General features: G+C 58.1%; 17 protein-coding genes. 7 read left to right on the top strand and 10 right to left on the bottom strand.

Translation table 11 applies throughout. The features are described 5' to 3' along the window. Positions 1 to 174 precede the first annotated feature (174 nt). Together RBB47_RS16015 and RBB47_RS16010 are read left to right on the top strand one after the other, a co-directional pair. The gene (locus RBB47_RS16015) at positions 175 to 1,164 is read left to right on the top strand and encodes a flagellar motor protein MotA (RefSeq protein ID WP_305986856.1); all 990 of its coding nucleotides are present in this window, start codon (positions 175 to 177) and stop codon (positions 1,162 to 1,164) included. 6 nt (positions 1,165 to 1,170) lie between these two features. Then, positions 1,171 to 2,205, top strand: a complete 1,035-nt coding sequence (locus RBB47_RS16010) for a peptidoglycan -binding protein (RefSeq protein ID WP_305986855.1) — start codon at positions 1,171 to 1,173, stop codon at positions 2,203 to 2,205. A gap of 110 nt (positions 2,206 to 2,315) precedes the next feature. Here the strand turns inward: RBB47_RS16010 and RBB47_RS16005 are convergent, their stop codons facing one another. From RBB47_RS16005 to RBB47_RS15985, 5 genes are all read right to left on the bottom strand, one after another. Beyond that, a complete protein-coding gene (locus tag RBB47_RS16005; protein ID WP_305986854.1) occupies positions 2,316 to 3,365 on the bottom strand; it encodes a 2-oxoacid:ferredoxin oxidoreductase subunit beta in 1,050 nt (349 codons plus the stop codon). Next, entirely contained in the window at positions 3,365 to 5,245 is a 1,881-nt protein-coding gene (locus tag RBB47_RS16000; protein WP_305986853.1) for a 2-oxoacid:acceptor oxidoreductase subunit alpha, read from the bottom strand. The genes RBB47_RS16005 and RBB47_RS16000 overlap by 1 nt, the downstream gene beginning before the upstream one ends. After that, the gene (locus RBB47_RS15995; protein WP_305986852.1) at positions 5,242 to 7,038 is read right to left on the bottom strand and encodes an FAD-dependent oxidoreductase; all 1,797 of its coding nucleotides are present in this window, start codon (positions 7,036 to 7,038) and stop codon (positions 5,242 to 5,244) included. Before RBB47_RS15995 ends, RBB47_RS16000 begins: the two co-directional genes overlap by 4 nt. A gap of 139 nt (positions 7,039 to 7,177) precedes the next feature. Further along, a complete protein-coding gene (locus RBB47_RS15990) occupies positions 7,178 to 7,675 on the bottom strand; it encodes a GNAT family N-acetyltransferase (RefSeq protein WP_305986976.1) in 498 nt (165 codons plus the stop codon). Between the two features lie 147 nt (positions 7,676 to 7,822). Beyond that, positions 7,823 to 8,533 carry a glutathione S-transferase family protein gene (locus RBB47_RS15985; protein ID WP_305986851.1) on the bottom strand — a complete coding sequence of 237 codons (711 nt, stop codon included), beginning with the start codon at positions 8,531 to 8,533 and terminating at the stop codon, positions 7,823 to 7,825. 244 nt (positions 8,534 to 8,777) lie between these two features. Here RBB47_RS15985 and RBB47_RS15980 point away from each other — a divergent pair, with 244 nt between their 5' ends. Next, positions 8,778 to 9,257, top strand: a complete 480-nt coding sequence (locus RBB47_RS15980) for a hypothetical protein (RefSeq protein ID WP_305986850.1) — start codon at positions 8,778 to 8,780, stop codon at positions 9,255 to 9,257. Between the two features lie 370 nt (positions 9,258 to 9,627). Here the strand turns inward: RBB47_RS15980 and RBB47_RS15975 are convergent, their stop codons facing one another. Then, a complete protein-coding gene (locus tag RBB47_RS15975) occupies positions 9,628 to 9,876 on the bottom strand; it encodes a hypothetical protein (RefSeq protein ID WP_305986849.1) in 249 nt (82 codons plus the stop codon). A 352-nt stretch (positions 9,877 to 10,228) separates the two neighbouring features. Here RBB47_RS15975 and RBB47_RS15970 point away from each other — a divergent pair, with 352 nt between their 5' ends. Both RBB47_RS15970 and RBB47_RS15965 read left to right on the top strand, forming a co-directional pair. Further along, entirely contained in the window at positions 10,229 to 13,282 is a 3,054-nt protein-coding gene (locus tag RBB47_RS15970) for an AAA family ATPase (RefSeq protein WP_371932798.1), read from the top strand. 101 nt (positions 13,283 to 13,383) lie between these two features. After that, a complete protein-coding gene (locus tag RBB47_RS15965) occupies positions 13,384 to 14,070 on the top strand; it encodes a M50 family metallopeptidase (protein ID WP_305986848.1) in 687 nt (228 codons plus the stop codon). 12 nt (positions 14,071 to 14,082) lie between these two features. Here RBB47_RS15965 and RBB47_RS15960 read toward each other — a convergent pair whose 3' ends face one another. Genes RBB47_RS15960 through RBB47_RS15950 form a run of 3 tightly spaced genes read right to left on the bottom strand, consistent with a single transcriptional unit; the run spans position 14,083 to position 16,013 of the window. Continuing rightward, positions 14,083 to 14,265, bottom strand: coding sequence for a hypothetical protein (locus RBB47_RS15960; protein ID WP_305986847.1), 183 nt, complete (start codon positions 14,263 to 14,265; stop codon positions 14,083 to 14,085). A gap of 1 nt (position 14,266) precedes the next feature. Then, positions 14,267 to 15,430 carry an aromatic ring-hydroxylating dioxygenase subunit alpha gene (locus RBB47_RS15955; protein ID WP_305986846.1) on the bottom strand — a complete coding sequence of 388 codons (1,164 nt, stop codon included), beginning with the start codon at positions 15,428 to 15,430 and terminating at the stop codon, positions 14,267 to 14,269. Beyond that, positions 15,423 to 16,013 carry a TetR/AcrR family transcriptional regulator gene (locus RBB47_RS15950; protein WP_305986845.1) on the bottom strand — a complete coding sequence of 197 codons (591 nt, stop codon included), beginning with the start codon at positions 16,011 to 16,013 and terminating at the stop codon, positions 15,423 to 15,425. The genes RBB47_RS15955 and RBB47_RS15950 overlap by 8 nt, the downstream gene beginning before the upstream one ends. A gap of 87 nt (positions 16,014 to 16,100) precedes the next feature. Here RBB47_RS15950 and RBB47_RS15945 point away from each other — a divergent pair, with 87 nt between their 5' ends. Both RBB47_RS15945 and RBB47_RS15940 read left to right on the top strand, forming a co-directional pair. Continuing rightward, a complete protein-coding gene (locus tag RBB47_RS15945; protein WP_305986844.1) occupies positions 16,101 to 16,994 on the top strand; it encodes a sterol desaturase family protein in 894 nt (297 codons plus the stop codon). A gap of 13 nt (positions 16,995 to 17,007) precedes the next feature. Next, positions 17,008 to 17,484, top strand: coding sequence for a DUF2141 domain-containing protein (locus RBB47_RS15940; RefSeq protein WP_305986843.1), 477 nt, complete (start codon positions 17,008 to 17,010; stop codon positions 17,482 to 17,484). Positions 17,485 to 17,497: 13 nt separating this feature from the next. Here RBB47_RS15940 and RBB47_RS15935 read toward each other — a convergent pair whose 3' ends face one another. After that, positions 17,498 to 18,697 carry a winged helix-turn-helix domain-containing protein gene (locus RBB47_RS15935; protein WP_305986841.1) on the bottom strand — a complete coding sequence of 400 codons (1,200 nt, stop codon included), beginning with the start codon at positions 18,695 to 18,697 and terminating at the stop codon, positions 17,498 to 17,500. Positions 18,698 to 18,806: the final 109 nt, after the last annotated feature.

Raw genomic sequence — 18,806 nt, 5'->3', positions numbered from 1 at the left:
GCGCTCAAGCGGTTCACTCTGAACGCTGTCGTCCAGGCGAAAAACCGCCGCCAAAACCCGTCTTTCCAGGCTTTCCAGACATTATTGACCCCTTGCAGCGATAAGAGGTTTCCAAGGCGTTAAAAATCACGCTATCAAGGAGTTACCTTCATAGTAGGTGATTGATTGCGCAATATGGCCCGTGAATTTGACCCCTACAGCCTGTCCAGCCCGAGGGCGTATCTGACTTTCATGATCATCTTTCTGGTGATCGTCGCCTTCATTGCCTTCATCCTGTTTCCGCAAATCTCCACTGCCTTCCTAAGCAACCCCGGGCTCAACGGCCTGATCGTTCTGGTTGGCGTTTTCGGAGTGCTCCTGCTGTTCGGCAGGGTAATCCGGCTATTCCCGGAAATTTCATGGGTCAACAGTTTCCGGATGGGTGATCCGGCACTCGACACCCGCTCCCCGGTTCTGCTGGCGCCGATGGCAGCCCTTCTCGGCAACAAGGCCGGCGACATGGCCCTGACGCCGACGACCGCAAGATCGATTCTCGATTCCATCGGCATGCGCCTGGAAGAATCGCGTGAGATGTCCCGCTATCTCACCGGGCTTCTCGTTTTCCTCGGCCTGCTTGGCACCTTCTGGGGGCTCTTGCAGACCGTCAGCTCGGTCGGTGCAACCATCCAGTCGCTTGACGTCGGATCGGGCGACGCGAACGTTATTTTCGAAGACCTCAAGGCCGGGCTGGAAGCCCCGCTCTCCGGCATGGGAACGGCGTTTTCGTCGTCACTTTTCGGTTTGACGGGATCGCTTGTCCTCGGCTTTCTAGACCTGCAGGCGGGTCAGGCACAGAACCGGTTCTACAATGAACTGGAAGACTGGCTCTCCACCGTCACCGATATTGATCCGGAAGACGGCATGTTCGGCACGCCGGATTCGCCAGGCGTCGAGCAGATCCAGGCCTCCATCCAGTCCCTGCAGAAGAGCATCGAGGAAGGCGGCAGCAAGAATGCCAGCCAGGCGATGGCCAATCTTGCCGAAGGCATCCAGGGGCTCGTCAAACATGTGCGCTCCGAGCAGCAGATGATGCGCGACTGGGCCGAAACCCAGGGTGAGCAGCAAAAGAAGATCGAGGGATTGCTGACCTCGATTTCCGCAGCGTTCGACCGCGCGAAGGAGTAAGGATCAATGGCCGCAGGACTGCGCGCCCGCCGCCGCGCCCAGACAACGGATTACTGGCCCGGCTTCGTCGATGCGATGGCCACGCTCCTGCTCGTGATCATTTTCCTGCTGTCGATTTTCATGATCGCGCAGTTCTTCCTGTCCCAGCAGCTTTCCGGCCGGGACACCGTCTTGAACCGGCTGAACGCCCAGATCAGCGAATTGACCGAATTGCTGGCGCTGGAGCGCGCAACGTCGGGCGAACTCGAGGACACGATCCTGGGTCTGCAGGCAAGTCTGTCCGACGCGGAAGCCGAGCAATCGCGCCTCCTAGGTCTTCTGGAAAACAGTTCCGGAGCAGCCGATGCCGCTGGCGGCCGTGCCGCGCAGCTTGAAAACCTGCTCGACGACGAACGGCAGGTCAGCCAGCAGGCGCTCGCACAGGTGGAGCTTCTCAACCAGCAGATCGCTGCCCTGCGTCGCCAGATCGCGGCAGCCAATGCCGCGCTTGAAGCCTCCGAAGCCAAAGAAGCCGAGAGCCAGGCAAAGATTGCCAGCCTCGGCCGCCGTCTCAACGCCGCACTCGTCCAACGGGTTCAGGAGCTCTCGCGCTACCGGTCCGACTTCTTCGGCCGCCTGCGCGAAATCCTTTCGCAGCGTTCCGATATATCCGTTGTTGGTGACCGTTTCGTCTTCCAGTCGGAAGTTCTGTTTGATTCCGGTTCTGAGGACATCAATCCCGCAGGTGAACAGGAACTCGACAAGCTTGCCGAGGCGATCCAGGAGTTAAGCGCTCAGATACCCGACGAAATCAACTGGGTGCTGCGCGTTGACGGTCACACGGATGCACGTCCTCTTTCGGGCGCAGGCCGCCTGCGCAACAACTGGGAACTCTCCGCCGCCCGCGCGATCTCAGTTGTCCGTTATCTGATCGAGAAAGGCGTTGATCCCAAGCGCCTGGTCGCTGCCGGTTTCGGCGAGTTCCAGCCGCTCGAGGAGGGGGAAACCCCGGACGCGCTCGCGAAGAACCGCCGCATCGAGTTGAAGCTCACAGAGCGCTAGGTCATCGTTTCACCAAATATCACTGCGCTCGGGCTTCATTCCGCGATTGAACAAGGCAAGGCCACGGATCGGGATAGGGGTTATCAATGCGCGCGTTTTGTGGACCGCTGTTAGCGCAAACCCTCGTTGATGCTCTTTAGAACCCGGCTGCCCGGACACAGCTCGTCCATGCCCAGGCTGTTCAGCGGTTTGCTGGCAAGTTCCAGGACCTGGTTGAGATCCTGCGAGTTCGGATCGAGGTACAAGAGCCCGGTCAGGACCTTTCCAGTGCTGTTGGCCTTTTGCAGGGCCATCAGCGCGTCTTCTCGGCTATCGGCCTTGTAGTCCTTGCGTGCCTTGAGAAGATGGATAATCGATCCATCGTGGAGCGTCACCGTCTGGCTGGACCCTTCCTTGTACTGGGTCCTGATCTCCTCGCGCATCGGTACGAAGTCGATCGGCATCGCGTCGAGATTTTCACGCGTGGCGGCGTAGCTCTTCGTTGAGCCGACATTGTTGGCAAAGGTCACGCATGGCGAAACGACATCGATAAAGGCAAACCCACGGTGCGCCATGGCTGCGCGGATGAGCGGCTCGAGCTGCTCCTTGTCGCCGGAAAAACTGCGTCCGACAAAGCTTGCACCCTGCAGAACCGCGAGACTGGCCAGGTCAATCCCGTCAAACGGATTTTTCGTACCGTATTTGCCAACCGAGCCGAGATCGGCTGTCGCGCTGTCCTGACCCTTGGTCAATCCGTAACAGCCGTTGTTGGCGACGATATAGGTCATGTTGACGTTGCGCCTGATCAGGTGAACGAACTGACCCATGCCGATGGAGGCTGTGTCGCCGTCACCGGAAACGCCGAGATAGATCAGATCCCGGTTGGCAACGCTGGCACCCGTTGCGACTGACGGCATTCGCCCGTGCACGGAATTGAACCCGTGGCTCCTGCCCAGAAAGTAGGTGGGCATCTTGGAGGAACAGCCAATGCCGGACAATTTGGCGATCCGGTGCGGCGGGATGGCGGAGAGGAAACAGGCATTGCGGATGGCCGCCGAGATGCTGTCGTGTCCGCAGCCTGCACACAGCGTCGAAACGGCGCCGTCGTAATCGGCAACGGTGTACCCAAGCTCGTTTTTCGGCAGTTTCGGATGCTGGAATTTCGGCTTGTAGTAGGACATCAGGCGGTCTCCGGATGCAGCTTGACAATGTCGGCACTGGTCGCATTCAGCGCCTGACGGATCTGGCGGGCGATTGTGCGCGCCGTTATCGGTGTCCCGGAGTAATTGAGAACCGACGTCAGTTTGTCAGGGGCAATATGACACTCGTTCATGATCAGCTGGCGCATCTGGCCATCGCGATTCTGTTCGATCACGAACACGAGGTCATGCTCGTGAACGAAGGCGTCGAGGCTTTCGTGGAAGGGAAAGGCGCGGATCCGCATGACGTCAATCGGATACCCTTCATCGGCCAGGATTTCGACCGCCTCATAGGACGGTGAGGCCGACGTGCCGAAAAAGAGCGCACCGAGCTTCAGCTTGGTCTTCGGTTTCGCCACCGGGATCGGGTCATGAACCTTGGGCACGGGAACGTAGGACTTCGCGGTTTCGAACTTGCGCAAAAGCCGGTCCACGTTCTGAACGTAATCCTCGCCCTTTTCGGAATAAATCGCCATGTCGTTCTTGGACGAGCCTCGTGTGAAGAATGCACCCTTGTCCGGATGCGTGCCGGGCAACGTGCGGTAGCAGATGCCGTCACCGTCCACGTCGACGTAACGTCCCCAGCTCTGCGCAGTGTCCAGCGCGTCCGCGTCCAGCACCTTGCCGCGGCTCATTTCATAATTGTCGTCCCATTCGAGCGGCGGCGACATCCAGTCGTTCATGCCCAAATCCAGATCCGACATCATGATGACCGGTGTTTGCAGCTGTTCTGCAAGATCAAAGGCCTCAACGGTCATGTCGAAACATTCGCGCGGCGTCGCCGGGAACAAAAGAACGTGTTTCGTATCGCCATGGCTGGCATAGGCGGCCGCGAGAATGTCCGACTGCTGACTGCGGGTCGGCATGCCGGTGGATGGGCCGGATCGCTGGACATCGATCAGGACGACCGGCAACTCCGCGAAATAGGCAAGACCCAGGAATTCACTCATCAGGGAAAGCCCCGGTCCGGATGTCGCGGTGAAGGCCCGCGCCCCGTTCCAGCTGGCGCCGACGACGATGCCCATAGCGGCCAGTTCGTCCTCGGCCTGAATGATCGCGAAGTTGCGTTTGCCCGTACCCGGGTCGATCCGCATTCGCTCTGCATATTTCGAGAAGGCGTCGACCACCGATGTTGACGGAGTGATCGGATACCATGCCGCAACCGTCGCCCCGCCATAGATGGCTCCGAGCGCCGCTGCAGTGTTTCCGTTCATCAGAATATGCTTGCTCTCGCGGATATGCGGAGCGTCGATAACGCTCGGATCCAGCCGGATCGGCAGCGGACACTTGAAGTTTTCCTGGGCGAACTGATAGCCCATTTCCAGCGCGTGCACGTTCGGCGAGATCAGCTTTTCCTTGCCCTTGAACTGATCGTTCAAGAGATCCTTGAGGATCGAGAACTCGATATCGAGGAGCGCCGCCAGGGCACCGACATAAACCACATTCTTCAAGAGCTGCTGAAGCCGCGCGACCTTGAACTCGCGCATGCACATTTCCGTCAGCGGGATGCCGAAGGTGGTGATGTCGTCGCGCTTCAGATGCGGTGCCAACGGCCGCGTTGAATCGTAAACGAAATACCCGCCCGGCTCGATGCTGGCGATGTCGTCTTCCATCGTCTGCGGGTTCACGCACAGCATCAGGTCGACACCGCCGCGTCGGCCGAGATAGCCCTTGGCACTGACCCTCACCTCATACCAGGTTGGTAGTCCCTGGATATTGGAGGGGAAGATGTTGCGCGGGCTGACCGGCACGCCCATCCGGAAGATCGCCTTGGCGAACAGGTGGTTGGCCGATGCCGACCCGGTCCCGTTGACATTGGCGAATTTGACCACGAAATCGTTGACGCCCTTGATCTGCTTCATTTGACATCCACCAGGTTGGGCGTCGCCTTGGCCGTGTTGTAGAAGAACATCTGCATATCCCAGGCCGCGGTCGGACATCGCTCGGCGCACAGGCCGCAATGCAGGCAGACATCCTCGTCCTTGACCATGACACGACCGGTGGGCAGCGTGCCGGAGACATAAAGATCCTGTTCGGTGTTGTCCGCGGGCACCAGCAGTTTGGCGCGCAATTCCTTTTCGGGCGCATTCTGCGTGAAGGTGATGCAATTGGTCGGGCAGATGTCCTGGCAGGCATCGCACTCGATGCAGTTGGAATCGGTAAACACCGTTTGCGCGTCGCAGTTCAGGCAGCGTTCCGCCTCAATGAAAGCGGCTTCCGCATCAAAGCCCAGCTCAACTTCCACCATGCGGTCGTTGAGTGATTTTTTCAGATCCTCCAGCGGCACAATCTTGCGCTCGTCGGTAATCGGAATGGAATCATAGCTCCATTCGTGAATGCCCATCTTCTGGCCAATCAGTGTGACGTGCGGCGGCGGACGCTTGGACAGGGTCTTGCCCTGGCAATAAAAGTCGATCGAGACCGCTGCCTTGTGGCCATGAGCCACCGCGGTGATGATGTTCGAAGGTCCAAAGGCGGAATCGCCGCCGAAAAACACTTCCTTGCGGGTCGACTGGAAGGTCTCGTCGTCGTTGATGATCGGCGTACCCCAGCTTGTAAAACGGATGCCGGTTTCCTTTTCGATCCATGGAAAGGCATTTTCCTGGCCGATGGCGACCAACACGTCGTCGCACGGGTAAAATTCCGGCTCCTCTCCGGTCGGTACCAGCTCCCGGTGCCCATCCTTGTGATAAACCGGCTGGACTTTGTCGAAGGTCATGCCGACCAGCTTGCCATTCTCGAGCACAAATTCGCGCGGCACATGGTTGTCGATGATCGGGATGCCTTCGTGAATGGCATCTTCCTTTTCCCAGGGCGAGGCCTTCATCTCGGCAAACGGGCTGCGCACGATCACCTTGACGTCCTCGCCGCCAAGCCGGCGCGAGGTACGGCAGCAGTCCATGGCGGTGTTGCCGCCCCCCAGCACAATCACGCGCTTGCCGATTTCCTTTGTGTGTTCAAAAGCGACATTGGCCAGCCAGTTGATGCCGATATGGATATTGGCATCCGCTTCCTTGCGGCCGGGCAGCTTGGGCAGGTCGCGCCCGCGCGGTGCGCCGGAACCAACGAAGATCGCGTCGTACCCCTTGTTGAGCATCTCGGCCATGCTGTCGACATAGGTGTCGAACACGGTTGTGATGCCGCCCATGTCAAGAATGTAACCAATCTCCTCGTCGAGCACGCTTTCCGGCAACCTGAACGAGGGGATCTGGCTGCGCATGAAGCCGCCGCCCTTGGCTTGCTCATCATAAAGGTGCAGCTCATAGCCGAGCGGGGCGAGATCGCGGGCAACCGTCAGCGACGCCGGACCGGCACCGATCAGGGCGATCTTCTTGCCGTTGGGTGGCCCCGCCTTGGGCAGCATCCCGGCGACCTCGTCCTTGAAGTCGGCGGCAACACGTTTCAGGCGGCAGATCGCAACTGGCTCTTCTTCCACCCGTCCGCGCCGGCAGGCCGGCTCGCAAGGCCGGTCGCACGTGCGGCCAAGTACGCCCGGAAAGACGTTGCTTTCCCAGTTGATCAGATAGGCGTCGGTGTAGCGCTGCTGGGCGATCAGGCGAATATAGGCCGGCACCGGCGTGTGCGCCGGACAGGCATATTGGCAGTCGACGACCTTGTGAAAATATTCCGGATTCGTCGCGTCTGTGGCTTGCACGTCCTTGTCCTCCCTGATCAAGGCCAATGCATTTGGCTGACTGAAATTAAAGCCTGTTGCTAGGCGTCGTGTAAAGATTGCTTTGTATGTTCAATGACATTTTGTGAATTGGGGGGACTTTGGAGGCGCGTAAATGCGCTCAGGTTTTCAGATCACGAACGTAAAGATGATCCGGATAATCGTAGCCCGGAAACATGATGTCACGGCAGTAGGCCATGCCGGCTTTCTCAAGGACTTTGACGGATTTCAGATTGTGGGGATCGACAATTGCAACAATCTTGGCAGTTGCAGGCAAGTGCGCAAAGGTCTCGATCATTGCTGCGACTGCTTCACTTGCGTAGCCTTGTCCCCAGGCCTGCTTCGCAAGACGAAAGCCGATCTCGGCCTCCCCACGCTCCACCCTCGTTAAGTCTCTGGAAAGGCTTATATATCCGATGATGCGTCGATCCTGCCTGCGTTCGATCGCAAAGAAACCTGGCAATGAATATTGGTCGTTAGAGGCGATTGCATTTTGAAGCCAGGCGGCCTGGTCTTTTTCGCCAAGAACCCCTCGATCACTGAACTGCATGACGTCCGGATCGCCAAGAATGGCATTCACAAACGGTTGTTCCTCCAAACGCCACTGTCTTAAAATCAATCTGCTCGTTTCGATCAATTGCCCCGTTGATCCTCAGTAGAAGCCAGAGTCAGCGATCATGAATGATGGTGAATGGCCTGTATTTGGCGTGCAATGTGAGTTGCTTTTACCCTGCTGACTTCAAGTCAGGAAGGAGTCTCTCCCCAGTTAGCCTGGCATTTCCCTGGTTCTGTCGGACCGCACCGGTGCGCGGAAGTAGGCCGAGCGAGGGGTGTCTTCGGCGTCGAAGGCTCGTTTGACGCTTGCACGGTTTTCCAGGTTTTCGAGCAAAGCGCTTAAGTGCAGATGTCTCGTCACCGCTTCGGGTTCGAGCGGCGCATGCCGCGGCGCGACCAGTGACCAGCGCACGCATCCACCCAGGTAAAAGTCGCACATGCTGAGGTCCTTGCCGAGCAACCAGGGCCCGCCATGCTTCGCAATGGCAGCTTCAATCATGGCATAGTGGGCTCGCATTCGCTCGTGAATTGTCGGCCTGGCGGCCTCTGCCAGATCATCGCCCACATAGCGTTCCGTGTAGTACTGGACCTGCGCGTCAGCGTGCAGCGTGTTGGAGAGAAAATACAGCCATTGCAGAAAAGTCGCCCTTGCCTTTGGATCTGTCGGGGGTGGCGCCAGGCGGCCGCTTTGTTCGGCGAGAAAATTCAGGATCGCGCCAGTCTCCGAGAGCGTGGCACCCGTAGCCACATCCGCAAGCACCGGAACCATGCCGCGGGGATTGAGCCGCAGAAATTCCGCGCTCCGGTGAACACCTTCGCGCATATCAACAACCTCATCCCGGTATGATGTCCCCAGCTCTTCCAGCACCATGCGCACAACATGGCTCGCGCAGTCCGGGTAGGAATAAAGAATGTAGCTCACACCAAAACCTCTCAAGCGAAGACATCGACGGCGGTTCGAAGCCGCCAGTGCGGAGAACCTTTGAATCAACCACGCAAAGATACCGGGAAAGATCGACAGGCGATCGCACGAAAAGGCTCCTTAGCCGTTCCAAAAACGTCCTGACAGCTTCCGTAAAGTGAGTGTACTTGTTTGACGGCCTGTACTATTGGTTGTTGTGGCCTTTTCGGCCGATTTCAAACATTTTTACAGATGAGATACAAAAATGAGTATTCGATCTACCAAACCTGCAAGCAGTGTCATTCAAAATGCGCGGAACACGGAAGCTCTTGTTGATGGAGGATCTGTCGTTCTCGACGCTGTGGCTGACGCGGATACTGAAGCCGAAGCAGTCCTGTCCAGTTATTCGGACATGACACCGGATCAACAACAGCGTTTCAGGAGCGCTATTGAGAATTCAGACTACCGCGTCGACAATCTCGACAAGTCCGAATTTGTAACGGCGACCATGGGTGCACTCAGCGGTGCTGGTCTTGCAGCCCTTGCCGGTCGCACCGATGTCTTTTCACTTGTGGGCGGTGCTGCATTGGGTTTCGCCACCGGTTGGGGAGCGCACAAGGCAGCTCCGACTTTGCTGGGTGCTGCTCCCAAAGTGTGGGAAAAGATGGAGGGCCTAGAAAAATTCGAGATCAAAACCGGTAAGGACGGCTTGGGTATCAGCGCACAGTTCAAGGTTGGGGCTTGATTTCAGGGCTGCCGCGCGGGCTTGGCAGACAAGGGAGCGGGCAGAAACAATTTGATCGATTTGCGATCCAATGCCGTCACGTTGCTTGTGACCGGTAGCCCCATGTTGACAGGTGCGTCGCACCTCGTCGAGCACGCAAGGTGATGGCGGGTCGTTTTTGCGACCCGCCACCTTTGTCATCTGCGTAAACGCCGACTGCTGCAATTCTCAAGCCCTTCGGGCGTGAGGCAGCCACGGCTCAGTCCAATGTCTGCAAGCTCTCGATCAGTGAACACCCGCAACTGTGCCAAGGCGGCATCGGTGTCGCTCACCTGAGCCGACATTTTGTCTGGACTACTACGTTGACGCAGAAGCAAACGAAGACGCCTTATCATCGCCGCCACCCCCAGAGGTGCCGCCGGTGCCGAAACTGTGCCTCCCGGACGGTGCATCGGTCCAATCCGATGTCGTCCAGCACATGGTCCGGCATTTCCAACAGCAACTCGTAGTCACGGCCTCGCTTCCAGTAGGCTGCTATGTCCGTAAACATGCGCGACAGCCAGCCAGATCCGTGCACAGAGGGAACGTAGACGTTGGTTCCAAACGCTTCGTCGAATGTTAATACATATAAATATTTCATGCACTTAATTCAATTTCAGAAAGGCGGAGCCTTGAGTGCCCTTGCGACCGGTGCGGGACCGGTCAAGCGGCAGTTCAATAGGCTCAAAACGGGAGTTTTTTGTAGCTCGGCCGTAATCGGCGCGTGAGTTCGCATCAAGGCTAGGCTTCAAGGCTGCGTCCCAAAGTATTTTGTGTCCAATCATTTAAAGGTCCATCCTTCAGTTGCTGAGACTGGCGAAATTGCGTCAATCTCTGAGCAACAGCTTCTAGGGCAGCCCGCACAGCAAGACTTGAAGACGGCCAACCAAATTTCTGAAGAAATTCTGAAGATTGGAGATATACTGACTTAGCTGCCTACGGAGCGTCCGACGATGATTTACTCATTCGGAACCTGCCGGGTTAACACCGCGCGAATGTTGTTGGAGCGGGACGGCGCACCGGTTCACGTTGAGCCTCAGGTTTTTGAACTCCTGTGTCTATTGATTGAGTGTCGCGGGCGCGCCGTGACCAAAGACGAGATATTCGAGCGCATCTGGGAAAACCGGGCGATCAGCGATGCCGTCCTCACGACACGCATTCGAAGCTTGCGCCGCGCCATTGATGATGTAGGCGGCACATCCCTTATCCGGACTGTCCACCGCGTCGGATACGAGTTTCTGCCGAAAGTCACCGTGCTTGAAGACCTGGCGAGCGCTGAGCCGCACGCAAGCTCCATTGCGGATCGCCAGCCGCGCAAGGTCAGCGAAGAATTGCGGCAGGCCGTCGTGATTGCGTTTCAGCCAAGACTTGCTCTCGACCGGCCATTTGATCCTGAGCGTCTGGACCGTCTGGTACTGACCGTGTATCGCCAGCTCGCTGAACGTATCGACCCGGATGGTGACGAACTTTTGGAAGGAACCGAGGGAACGATCTACGCGCTCCTTGGTGCAAAGATTGCGCGCGACAACGACATTGAACGCGCTGCCGGGCTCGCCCTGGATTTTGCTGGGACGGCGTCGGGCGGCGATGCCAAACTCGCCGTGGCAATCGCCAAGGGCAAGATCGCACGCAGTGGCGCAAGCTATCGCGGAACCGCCATGCTCCGATCCATTCAAGCGGTCGGATTGGCGCGATCCGGTGAGGTCTATCTGTCACCAGAGATCGTCGATCAGATGCCCGGTCATGCGCGCATGGAAACGACCCAGGAAGGGATGGCGCGCCTCGTCGGTCTGCAAGCGCCGTTGCCACAGGTGCACTCGAGCACACCGTTTGTTGGCCGTCTTGTCGAAGTCGGGCTGATTCAAAGTGCTGTTGAAGCGATGATCGAGAACAAGTCCGGCGGATGCATCACGCTGGAAGGGGTCGCCGGCGTTGGGAAATCCCGGCTTGCGAACCGCGCTGTCGACATGGTCGTTGATGCGGGTGGCTACGCCAGTCATGTCTTCGTGCGCGAGCTCAGCGCCGACGGGGTTCTGCACCGCAACGTCTTCAAGGGCTTCCTCGAAGCGGCAAGGGCTGCAACGGCGGCCCACTCAAGAATAGCACCTGACGCGGCGCGAGTTCTTGAGCGCATTCTGGACGGATCGATCGGGCGGAACGCCGTCCAACACACCGAGAAGCTTGGAGACGCGATCATCAGCCTTCTCAGCCGCATCACGGAAGAGGTGCCCATCCTGATCGTCATAGAAGATGCTCACTGGATCGACCTTGAAAGCCGCGATCTCGCGCTTGAGCTTGCGGCAATATGTTCGCAAATGCAGGCGATATTGCTTGTTACCTCCCGTCCCTCCTCTCGCGACTTTCTGGACGAGGTCGCCGAGCAGGCACAGGGGGACATCGTCGCCCTGTCCCTCGCACCATTGAGCGGACGACAGTCTGCCGAATTGATCCAGACCCTCGCGCCGGAACTGAACGAAGCGGAAACGGATCTCCTGGTTCAGCGCGCCGGAGGTAACCCGCTCTTCATCACACGGCTTGTCGAAGCATATTGCGCCAAGGGCGCCCGGTCGCTTGAGTACGTTCCCGGCACAATCCAAAGCGTGGTTCAGGTCCAATTCGACCAGCTCAACAGCAGTGAACGAGATCTCCTCCGTCAGCTGTCCATCCTTGGGGAAAGGTTTGAAATCGCGGTCGCTGAGACCGTATATGACGACAAGGCGCTGTCTCTTGCGACAACACCCGGGTTTCTCCGACGGTCAGGGCGCTGGTATCAATTCACCCACAACCTCGTGCGCGAAAGCATTTATCTGACGCTTCCGCAACACGAACGGCGGCGCCTGCATACGGAGGCGGCCAAGGCGCTCGTCACCTACGACCCGCTTCTTGCCGCCGAACATGCAATGCTTGGCGACCTTGATCAGGCTGCGTCGATCTGCGTGAAGGTTGCACGCGACACCTTTCATTTCCGCAGGCACGGCCGGTCCGTTGCGTTGATCGAACAGGCCACAAAACTCAAGTGCACACCGGATCAACGCGCGCAGCTTGAGATTTTCCTTGGCTCCGCCGCCGTGGACCTGGGTAACGAAGACAAGGCAATGAGCCACTACGAAAATGGTGTCGAATGGGCGCAGACGTCATTGCCGGCGGTTTTCGCACTGGTGCGGATCGCTCGTCTGCACACGCGCCACTATCGCTCTGAAGAAGCCCACGCCGCACTCGATCAAGCCGCCCAATGGGTCGCACGCGATCCGGGTCCGGGTTACCTCGCTTCCGAGATAGCCGAAGCACGCTCCGTGATTGCCTGGATCAACCGCCAGACGGCGATTGCCATTGAAGAAGGCGAGCGAGCGTGCGACCTGTCCGACCACCCCCATGCCACGGGCCGCGCGCTCAAAACCCTTGGATGGGCTTATTTTTCGTCGGCCCGGTTTCAGGACGCAGACCGCTGCGGCCAGACCTGTCTGGACCTGATCAAGGAGAAGAATGTACGCCTTGTCGAGCCGGACATCCTCGCACCGGCACTAAGGTTCCGTTGGTACAGCGACCCGTCCGAAGCACGTCTGGAAGATGCCAACAAGGCGGTTCACCGTGCTGAATCTATCGGAATCCGGCTGTCGCGCATCCAAACCCGCGTCGTTCGAATGGAAATTGCCTGGGAGCTTGAGGAATGGTCCCTGTTTGAACAGGATGGCGAGGCGGTTGAAGCAGAAATTCTCGAGGCAGACTATCTGAGTTTCGCAACCATGCGGTTCTTTCAGGCTTTGCGGGGAGACAGCGGGAAACCGGTTCCCGCTGTTGAACCGACTGCGCGGTCCTTTGCCTTCCGCCCATTGGAGCTGGTTTCGAACCTGGTGAAATCAGGCCATGAAAACCAATCTGCCTCCCCTTTGGAACAGCTGTGGATCGCTCGCATTAAGGGCGACATGGGGACAGCTCATTTACCTGAAACTGAACGAGATCAATCAGCAAATTGGCGCAACTGGGCCTCACACAACCGGGTCCTTTGAAGGGCGGCGCCCTTGAAGAGATGGAGCAAACCGACCGATTGACACCTCGGCGTCGCTTCCTCCCTTGACTTTCCCCCTCCCTCCCATGTCCTCTCACCCTCATGCAGCTTCTCAAGGGCCACTGGCAACTGATCGCGATCACCTGTGTCTTGTTCCTCTTGTGGAACACACCAGTGGTGATTCCGTTGAAGATCCTGGTGGTGTTCCTGCACGAACTGGCCCATGCCATTGCAACGGTTGTGACCGGCGGCTCGGTGGTGGATCTGTCCGTTTCGCCGCAACAGGGCGGGCATGTGATTTCGCGCGGCGGCAACCGGTTCATCACACTGAGCGCGGGCTATCTCGGCTCACTCGCGATTGGCATCGCGCTGTTGTTGATCGCACTCAGGACCAAGGCGGATCGCGCGGTGCTGGCGGTTTTCGGTTGCCTGACGCTTCTGGTCACGGCGCTATATGTGCGTGACCTCTTCGCACTGTTCTTTTGTGCTGCAACCGGCCTTGCCATGCTGGCAATCGCCCGGTTTCTCAGTCGCCCGATCAACGACATGGTACTGCGCGTCATCGGGCTCTCCAGCATTATCTACGTACCCTACGACATATTCGACGACACGATCCGACGGTCCGGCGCTCGCTCTGATGCCTATATGCTGGCGGAGGAATTTGGCGGTCCGACCATATTCTGGGGCGGGCTCTGGCTGGCGCTCAGCCTTGCCGCGATCTTCTGCTGCGTCCGTTACGGGCTCGGTGAAAGCAGCAATATCTCGTTCAGGGAAAAAGCGCGCAGCTGAAAGAGCGCAAAGCTATCCGAACCCTCCCCAGTAAAAGCAGGACAGCGCGACCAGCAGCCATAGACCCATCGTCAGCCAGTACCCCGCCGGTTCACTCGCCCGGTGAAACGCGCGGTGAAGCCAGACCTTGCCGGTCACGAGGTCATAGGCGACCCAGACCAGGAGCGCGATGCCGAGAAGTGTCGTCCAGGCCATGTCAGACGTCCTGTTGCTGCGCCAGTTTCATGGTTCGATGAAGGCTCTCGTGAAACCAGCGGATCGGATCTTCAGCACCAGGGCCCCGCGACAGCGGGCCGAACTCAAATCCGGGCATCTCCAGACCACGCTGGACCTTTTCGCAGATCCAGATGTCTTCTGTCTGAAAATCTCCCGTTTCCAGCGGCGGCTGGGTCCAGTTCTCCGAAGAAATGATGCCGGTTGTCTTGTCGTAGCCGGGTATATACTTGCGCTCGTCGGTCGCTTGCCATGGTCCGACCCACTGACGCACATCAAGCCGAGTTCTGTCCGGTGCCAGCGGTTTCATCGAGGTCACCGACAGGCCGAAGGGCGTCGGCACGACCAGCGTCAGCGGAAACAGGAAATAGACACCGCCATAGCCCGTGGCAGACGCGCTCTTGATAAGGCCCGAAGATCCGGCCTCGTCACGGATTTTTTTGGGCAGCCGATGGCGGATACCGTCTTCATTGGCATACCAGACCATGTGATCGCCGGCGCGCTCCCAGACGTTCTTGTCCGGTGTCGGACCTCCCAGCGTTTGCTCGTGAAGATAGGCAAGGTGATAGCCGTCGACGGCGTTTTCGGCAAAAATCTTCCAGTTGCATTTGACATCATAGATAAGCGGGACAGCTTCCTTGACATCACTCGCGAACAGATCGTGCGGCCAGGCCTTGTCGGCGACCGGTGCGATCCAATCTTCGAAACGCGCCGCGGCGTTCGGGTTGACGAAGACAAATTCCCGGAAAACGCCGATTGCCGCCGGCTTGAGAGACAGATTCGCCCGATCGAGGTCGGCAAAGCAGCTTTGCCGATCCGGGAGACCTCTCAACGCGCCATCAAGACCGTAGGTCCATCGGTGATAGGGGCAAACGATCGTGCTGCCCGCATTTCCGCTCGCCTTGTCAAACAGTGCCGCACCACGATGGCGGCAGAAGTTATGGACCGCGGCCAGCGTGCCGTCTTTACCCAGGATAACGGCAAGAGACGACCATCCGACATCGACGACGCGATAGTCGCCGGGCGCCGCAAAGTCCTTTACGGTTCCGGCAAAACACCAGGTGTCCGGAAACAGCTGCTGCTGCTCCAGCTTGAGCCAGTCCGGGTCGAAATAGGCATCTGGTTTCAGTCTGAAGGCCTCACCCATTGCCGGGCTCCAACGTTGCGACAAGCAGGCGCGCTGCCTCCTTTGAAGCCGCCACGAACCCGTCCGAAATTTTGATCGGGTAGAGCGCTTCCACATTGAAATAGATACCGGAAATTCCGGCAGCGATGGCCTGCCGCCGGTCTGTGGAGGCAGCCGGATAGGCGTCCGCTATTTCCGCTTCCAGCTGTTTGACGAAATCATCCAGCCATTTCTGCAGTTGCCGCGCCAGATTTGCGTCATCCGGAGCGGCGGCACTCAGGGCGTTGAACACCAGCACGAGCTGGGGATTGGCGCTGCGCGGATCGAACAGATAGTCGAGCAGTGTCTTCAGGCGGTTTTGTTTCGGCAGCGACAACAGCAAGGCTTCCATGGCCTGCCTGCTTCGGGTCAGAAACCTTTCCACAAGCGCTTCCTGCAAGTCTTCCTTGTTGCCGACATTGTGCCGGATCAAGGGTCTTGCAAGTCCGGCAAACTCGGCCGTTTTGCCGAGCGTCGCCCCTTCCAGCCCATAGCGTGCCACGCACATTTCAAAGGCATCCAGGATCTGTTCTCGTCGGTCGTCCTTGATTTCCGGCCGGGCCAAATTTCACCTCACATTGATTTTCACTATTGACAATCAATTTAAGGCAAACCAATTAATTGTCAATCTTGATAATTTTGGAGTCCTCTCTTGGAAACCATTCTTACACCGCTCAGTCCTGACTGGCTCTACGAGCTGCAGACTTTCATAGATGACTGGTTCTTTGTACTCGCCCTTGGGTTCCTGGCCTTTGAATTTCTCCGCTACTGGATCTTCCGGAAACTGAGCTGGACCCTGGTTGGCGATACGCTCACCAATTATGTCACGCTCGGGCTTTTCATCGGCATTACGTTTCTGGTTTTGGGCGCGTTTTATGTCACTGCCTTTTACTATGTCTGGCAGTTCGCGATTTTCAACATCGAGATCAATTGGGTCACGGTGCTGATCTGCATAGTGCTCGCGGATCTGGTTTACTACTGGGAACACCGCTTTCTCCACCGGGTGAATATCGGCTGGGCGACCCATTCGGTCCATCATTCCTCGCCTTTTTTCAACATTTCGGTCGCCTACCGCTTCGGACCAATGGATTCGTTCTGGCCGGTGCTGTTCCACCTGCCGCTGGTTCTGCTCGGCTTCAATCCGATTGTCGTTCTCTTTGCGGAAGTGGTTGTTCAGCTCTATCAGACTGCGCTCCACACCGAGGCGGTTCGCAAACTTCCCCGCCCTGTCGAGGCGATCATGAACACACCGTCGCATCACCGGGTCCACCACGGCTCAAACCCGGATTATCTCGACAAGAACTATGCCGGTATCTTCATCATCTGGGACCGAATGTTCGGCACATTCGCGGAGGAAAAGGAAAAGGCCACATACGGCCTCACCCAGCCGATCAACTCGGTCAATCCTCTCGTTACCTTCCTGCATGGCTTCTACCGGCTCGCCCGGGACGTTTGGAAAATGCACGGGATACTCAACAAGGCCGGTGTCCTTGTGAATCCTCCCGGCTGGCAACCCAAACGCCCTTCCAAATCCACATCAAAATGAAGCGAGAGATCAAATGCCTTCGACAATTCAGCGAATGACCGCAATTTGCATCAGCGCCGCGATCCTGGTTGGCGGCGCGTTTGCAGCGAGCCATGTCCCAACCGTCATTGCAGAAGAAACCGCCACCACCCGCAAAAGTCTTGAGGTCACGGTCAACAGGGTCAGGAACAGCGAGGGCAAGATTGTCATGCTCGTGCTCGACAACCCGCAGGCCTACAACACCCAAAACTACGATAAAGCCGTTGGTTACCAGGAAATCCCGGCGTCCACCGGCTCAGTGCAGGCTGTCTTTCCAGAACTGCTGGAAGGCCCCTACGCGGTGGTTGCATTCCATGACGAAAACGGAAACCGGGATCTGGACATTGAGGGTCAGATTCCGAGCGAAGGCTACACCGTTTCAGGCGCAAGGGACGCCTATGACGAGCCACCCTTCCAGCGGGCCGCGTCGGTCGAGCCGGCGCGGACGGTTCAGCTGTTTTATCTGGATTGACGCGACAACGGGGTCAGGCGCTTGCCAGGCTGTTGCGCATGCGCTTGAACCGGAGGTCTCCGGCGATGTTGGCAAAGGCCGGATCTGCATCGAGCCAGTGGACGTCCCGCCAGCCGTGATCGAAAAGACATTCGAACATGAGAACGGCGCGGTCGAGTTCACCAAGCATTGCGAAGGTCGAAGCGTGATAAACCGCCTGTGCGCAATTTCCGACATCCATTTCGTCAAGGGTCGCGAACGCGGCCCCGGGTTCGCCCATCAGTGCCATGAGAACGCCGGTCGCGGTCAAGGCGCGTGTATCCCGACCGTCCACTGCAAGGCGTGCGCGTGCGCGCGCAAGGGCACGTTCCGCATTTTTGCGCGAACGCGCAGGATCGTAACGCAAAGACAAGCGCGCCGCCTGCAGATAGCCTTTGATGTTCTGGGTTTCCAGATCGCCGGCATGTTCGAAAAACGCAATCGCTGCGCGGTATTTGCACCGGGACATCATCAGCCAGGCCGCGTAGTGAAAACACGTGGCGTCGGTCCGGTCCAGACTTAAGGCGTGCGCATGTGCCGCTTCCGCCGCCTCCCACTTGCCTAGCGCTCCAAGCACATATCCCAGTGTCGAATGAGCTCTTGCGCAGGAGCGATCAAGCGCCACGGCAAGTTCTGCTTCTTTCATGGCGTAATTCAGCAGGTTCCGCCCACCGGACCAGTACATGTGACTGCGGGCAAGCGCGATCGCATGGTCGGCACGCACAACAGGGCACTCGGGGGCGAGATCAACGGCTTCAGCGGTGAGTGTTTCCGCCCGCTCCAGGGATCCCGGTCCGCACCGCACCGTCTCGTCCCGTGCCTCCAGGCAAAGCGTCAGCGCTTCCAGGCTGGTCGCGGAACGCAAAGAAGGCGCCTGGTTCATATGGGCGGGTGCGACATTGCGCAAAACGGGCTGTGTCAGCCGATAGCCGCACCGGGCTACCGTTTCAATAACCTTACGGTCGTCGAGTTCCTTGCGGACTTCAGCGACAGCCTGGGTGAGACTGTCGTCGCCAACAAGGACATCAGGCCAGACCTTGTCCAGAAGCTCCGCTCGCGAAACCGTCGCCCCATTGGCCTCTGCCAGCGCCTCAAGCAGCCGCATCGCGCGCGGCGATAGCCGCCGTACGTTGCCGTCCATCTTTGCAGTTCGGGCACCGAAATCGAGGCGCCATCTTCCGATAGAAAGCTGCATGGTGAGAACTGAAACTCTGCTGTCTGTTTTGCCCAAAACAAACGGTCTGCCCGTTTACGCGATCATTAACCGAAACGCGAAGCACAAGGTTGTGAATTTAGTGTGAGAA

Origin of the sequence: Roseibium sp. MMSF_3544 (genome assembly GCF_030732845.1) — a bacterium.
Classification (GTDB): domain Bacteria; phylum Pseudomonadota; class Alphaproteobacteria; order Rhizobiales; family Stappiaceae; genus Roseibium.
This window is presented reverse-complemented; position numbering and strand designations above follow the sequence as displayed.

Coding starts and splice junctions, on each gene's coding strand:
- RBB47_RS15935 (WP_305986841.1), bottom strand. CDS start 18,697: ATGCAGCTTTCTATCGGAAGATGGCGCCTCGATTTCGGTGCCCGAACT.
- RBB47_RS15960 (WP_305986847.1), bottom strand. CDS start 14,265: ATGGCCTGGACGACACTTCTCGGCATCGCGCTCCTGGTCTGGGTCGCC.
- RBB47_RS15970 (WP_371932798.1), top strand. CDS start 10,229: ATGATTTACTCATTCGGAACCTGCCGGGTTAACACCGCGCGAATGTTG.
- RBB47_RS16005 (WP_305986854.1), bottom strand. CDS start 3,365: ATGTCCTACTACAAGCCGAAATTCCAGCATCCGAAACTGCCGAAAAAC.
- RBB47_RS16000 (WP_305986853.1), bottom strand. CDS start 5,245: ATGAAGCAGATCAAGGGCGTCAACGATTTCGTGGTCAAATTCGCCAAT.
- RBB47_RS15955 (WP_305986846.1), bottom strand. CDS start 15,430: ATGGGTGAGGCCTTCAGACTGAAACCAGATGCCTATTTCGACCCGGAC.
- RBB47_RS15940 (WP_305986843.1), top strand. CDS start 17,008: ATGCCTTCGACAATTCAGCGAATGACCGCAATTTGCATCAGCGCCGCG.
- RBB47_RS16015 (WP_305986856.1), top strand. CDS start 175: ATGGCCCGTGAATTTGACCCCTACAGCCTGTCCAGCCCGAGGGCGTAT.
- RBB47_RS16010 (WP_305986855.1), top strand. CDS start 1,171: ATGGCCGCAGGACTGCGCGCCCGCCGCCGCGCCCAGACAACGGATTAC.
- RBB47_RS15980 (WP_305986850.1), top strand. CDS start 8,778: ATGAGTATTCGATCTACCAAACCTGCAAGCAGTGTCATTCAAAATGCG.
- RBB47_RS15965 (WP_305986848.1), top strand. CDS start 13,384: ATGCAGCTTCTCAAGGGCCACTGGCAACTGATCGCGATCACCTGTGTC.
- RBB47_RS15975 (WP_305986849.1), bottom strand. CDS start 9,876: ATGAAATATTTATATGTATTAACATTCGACGAAGCGTTTGGAACCAAC.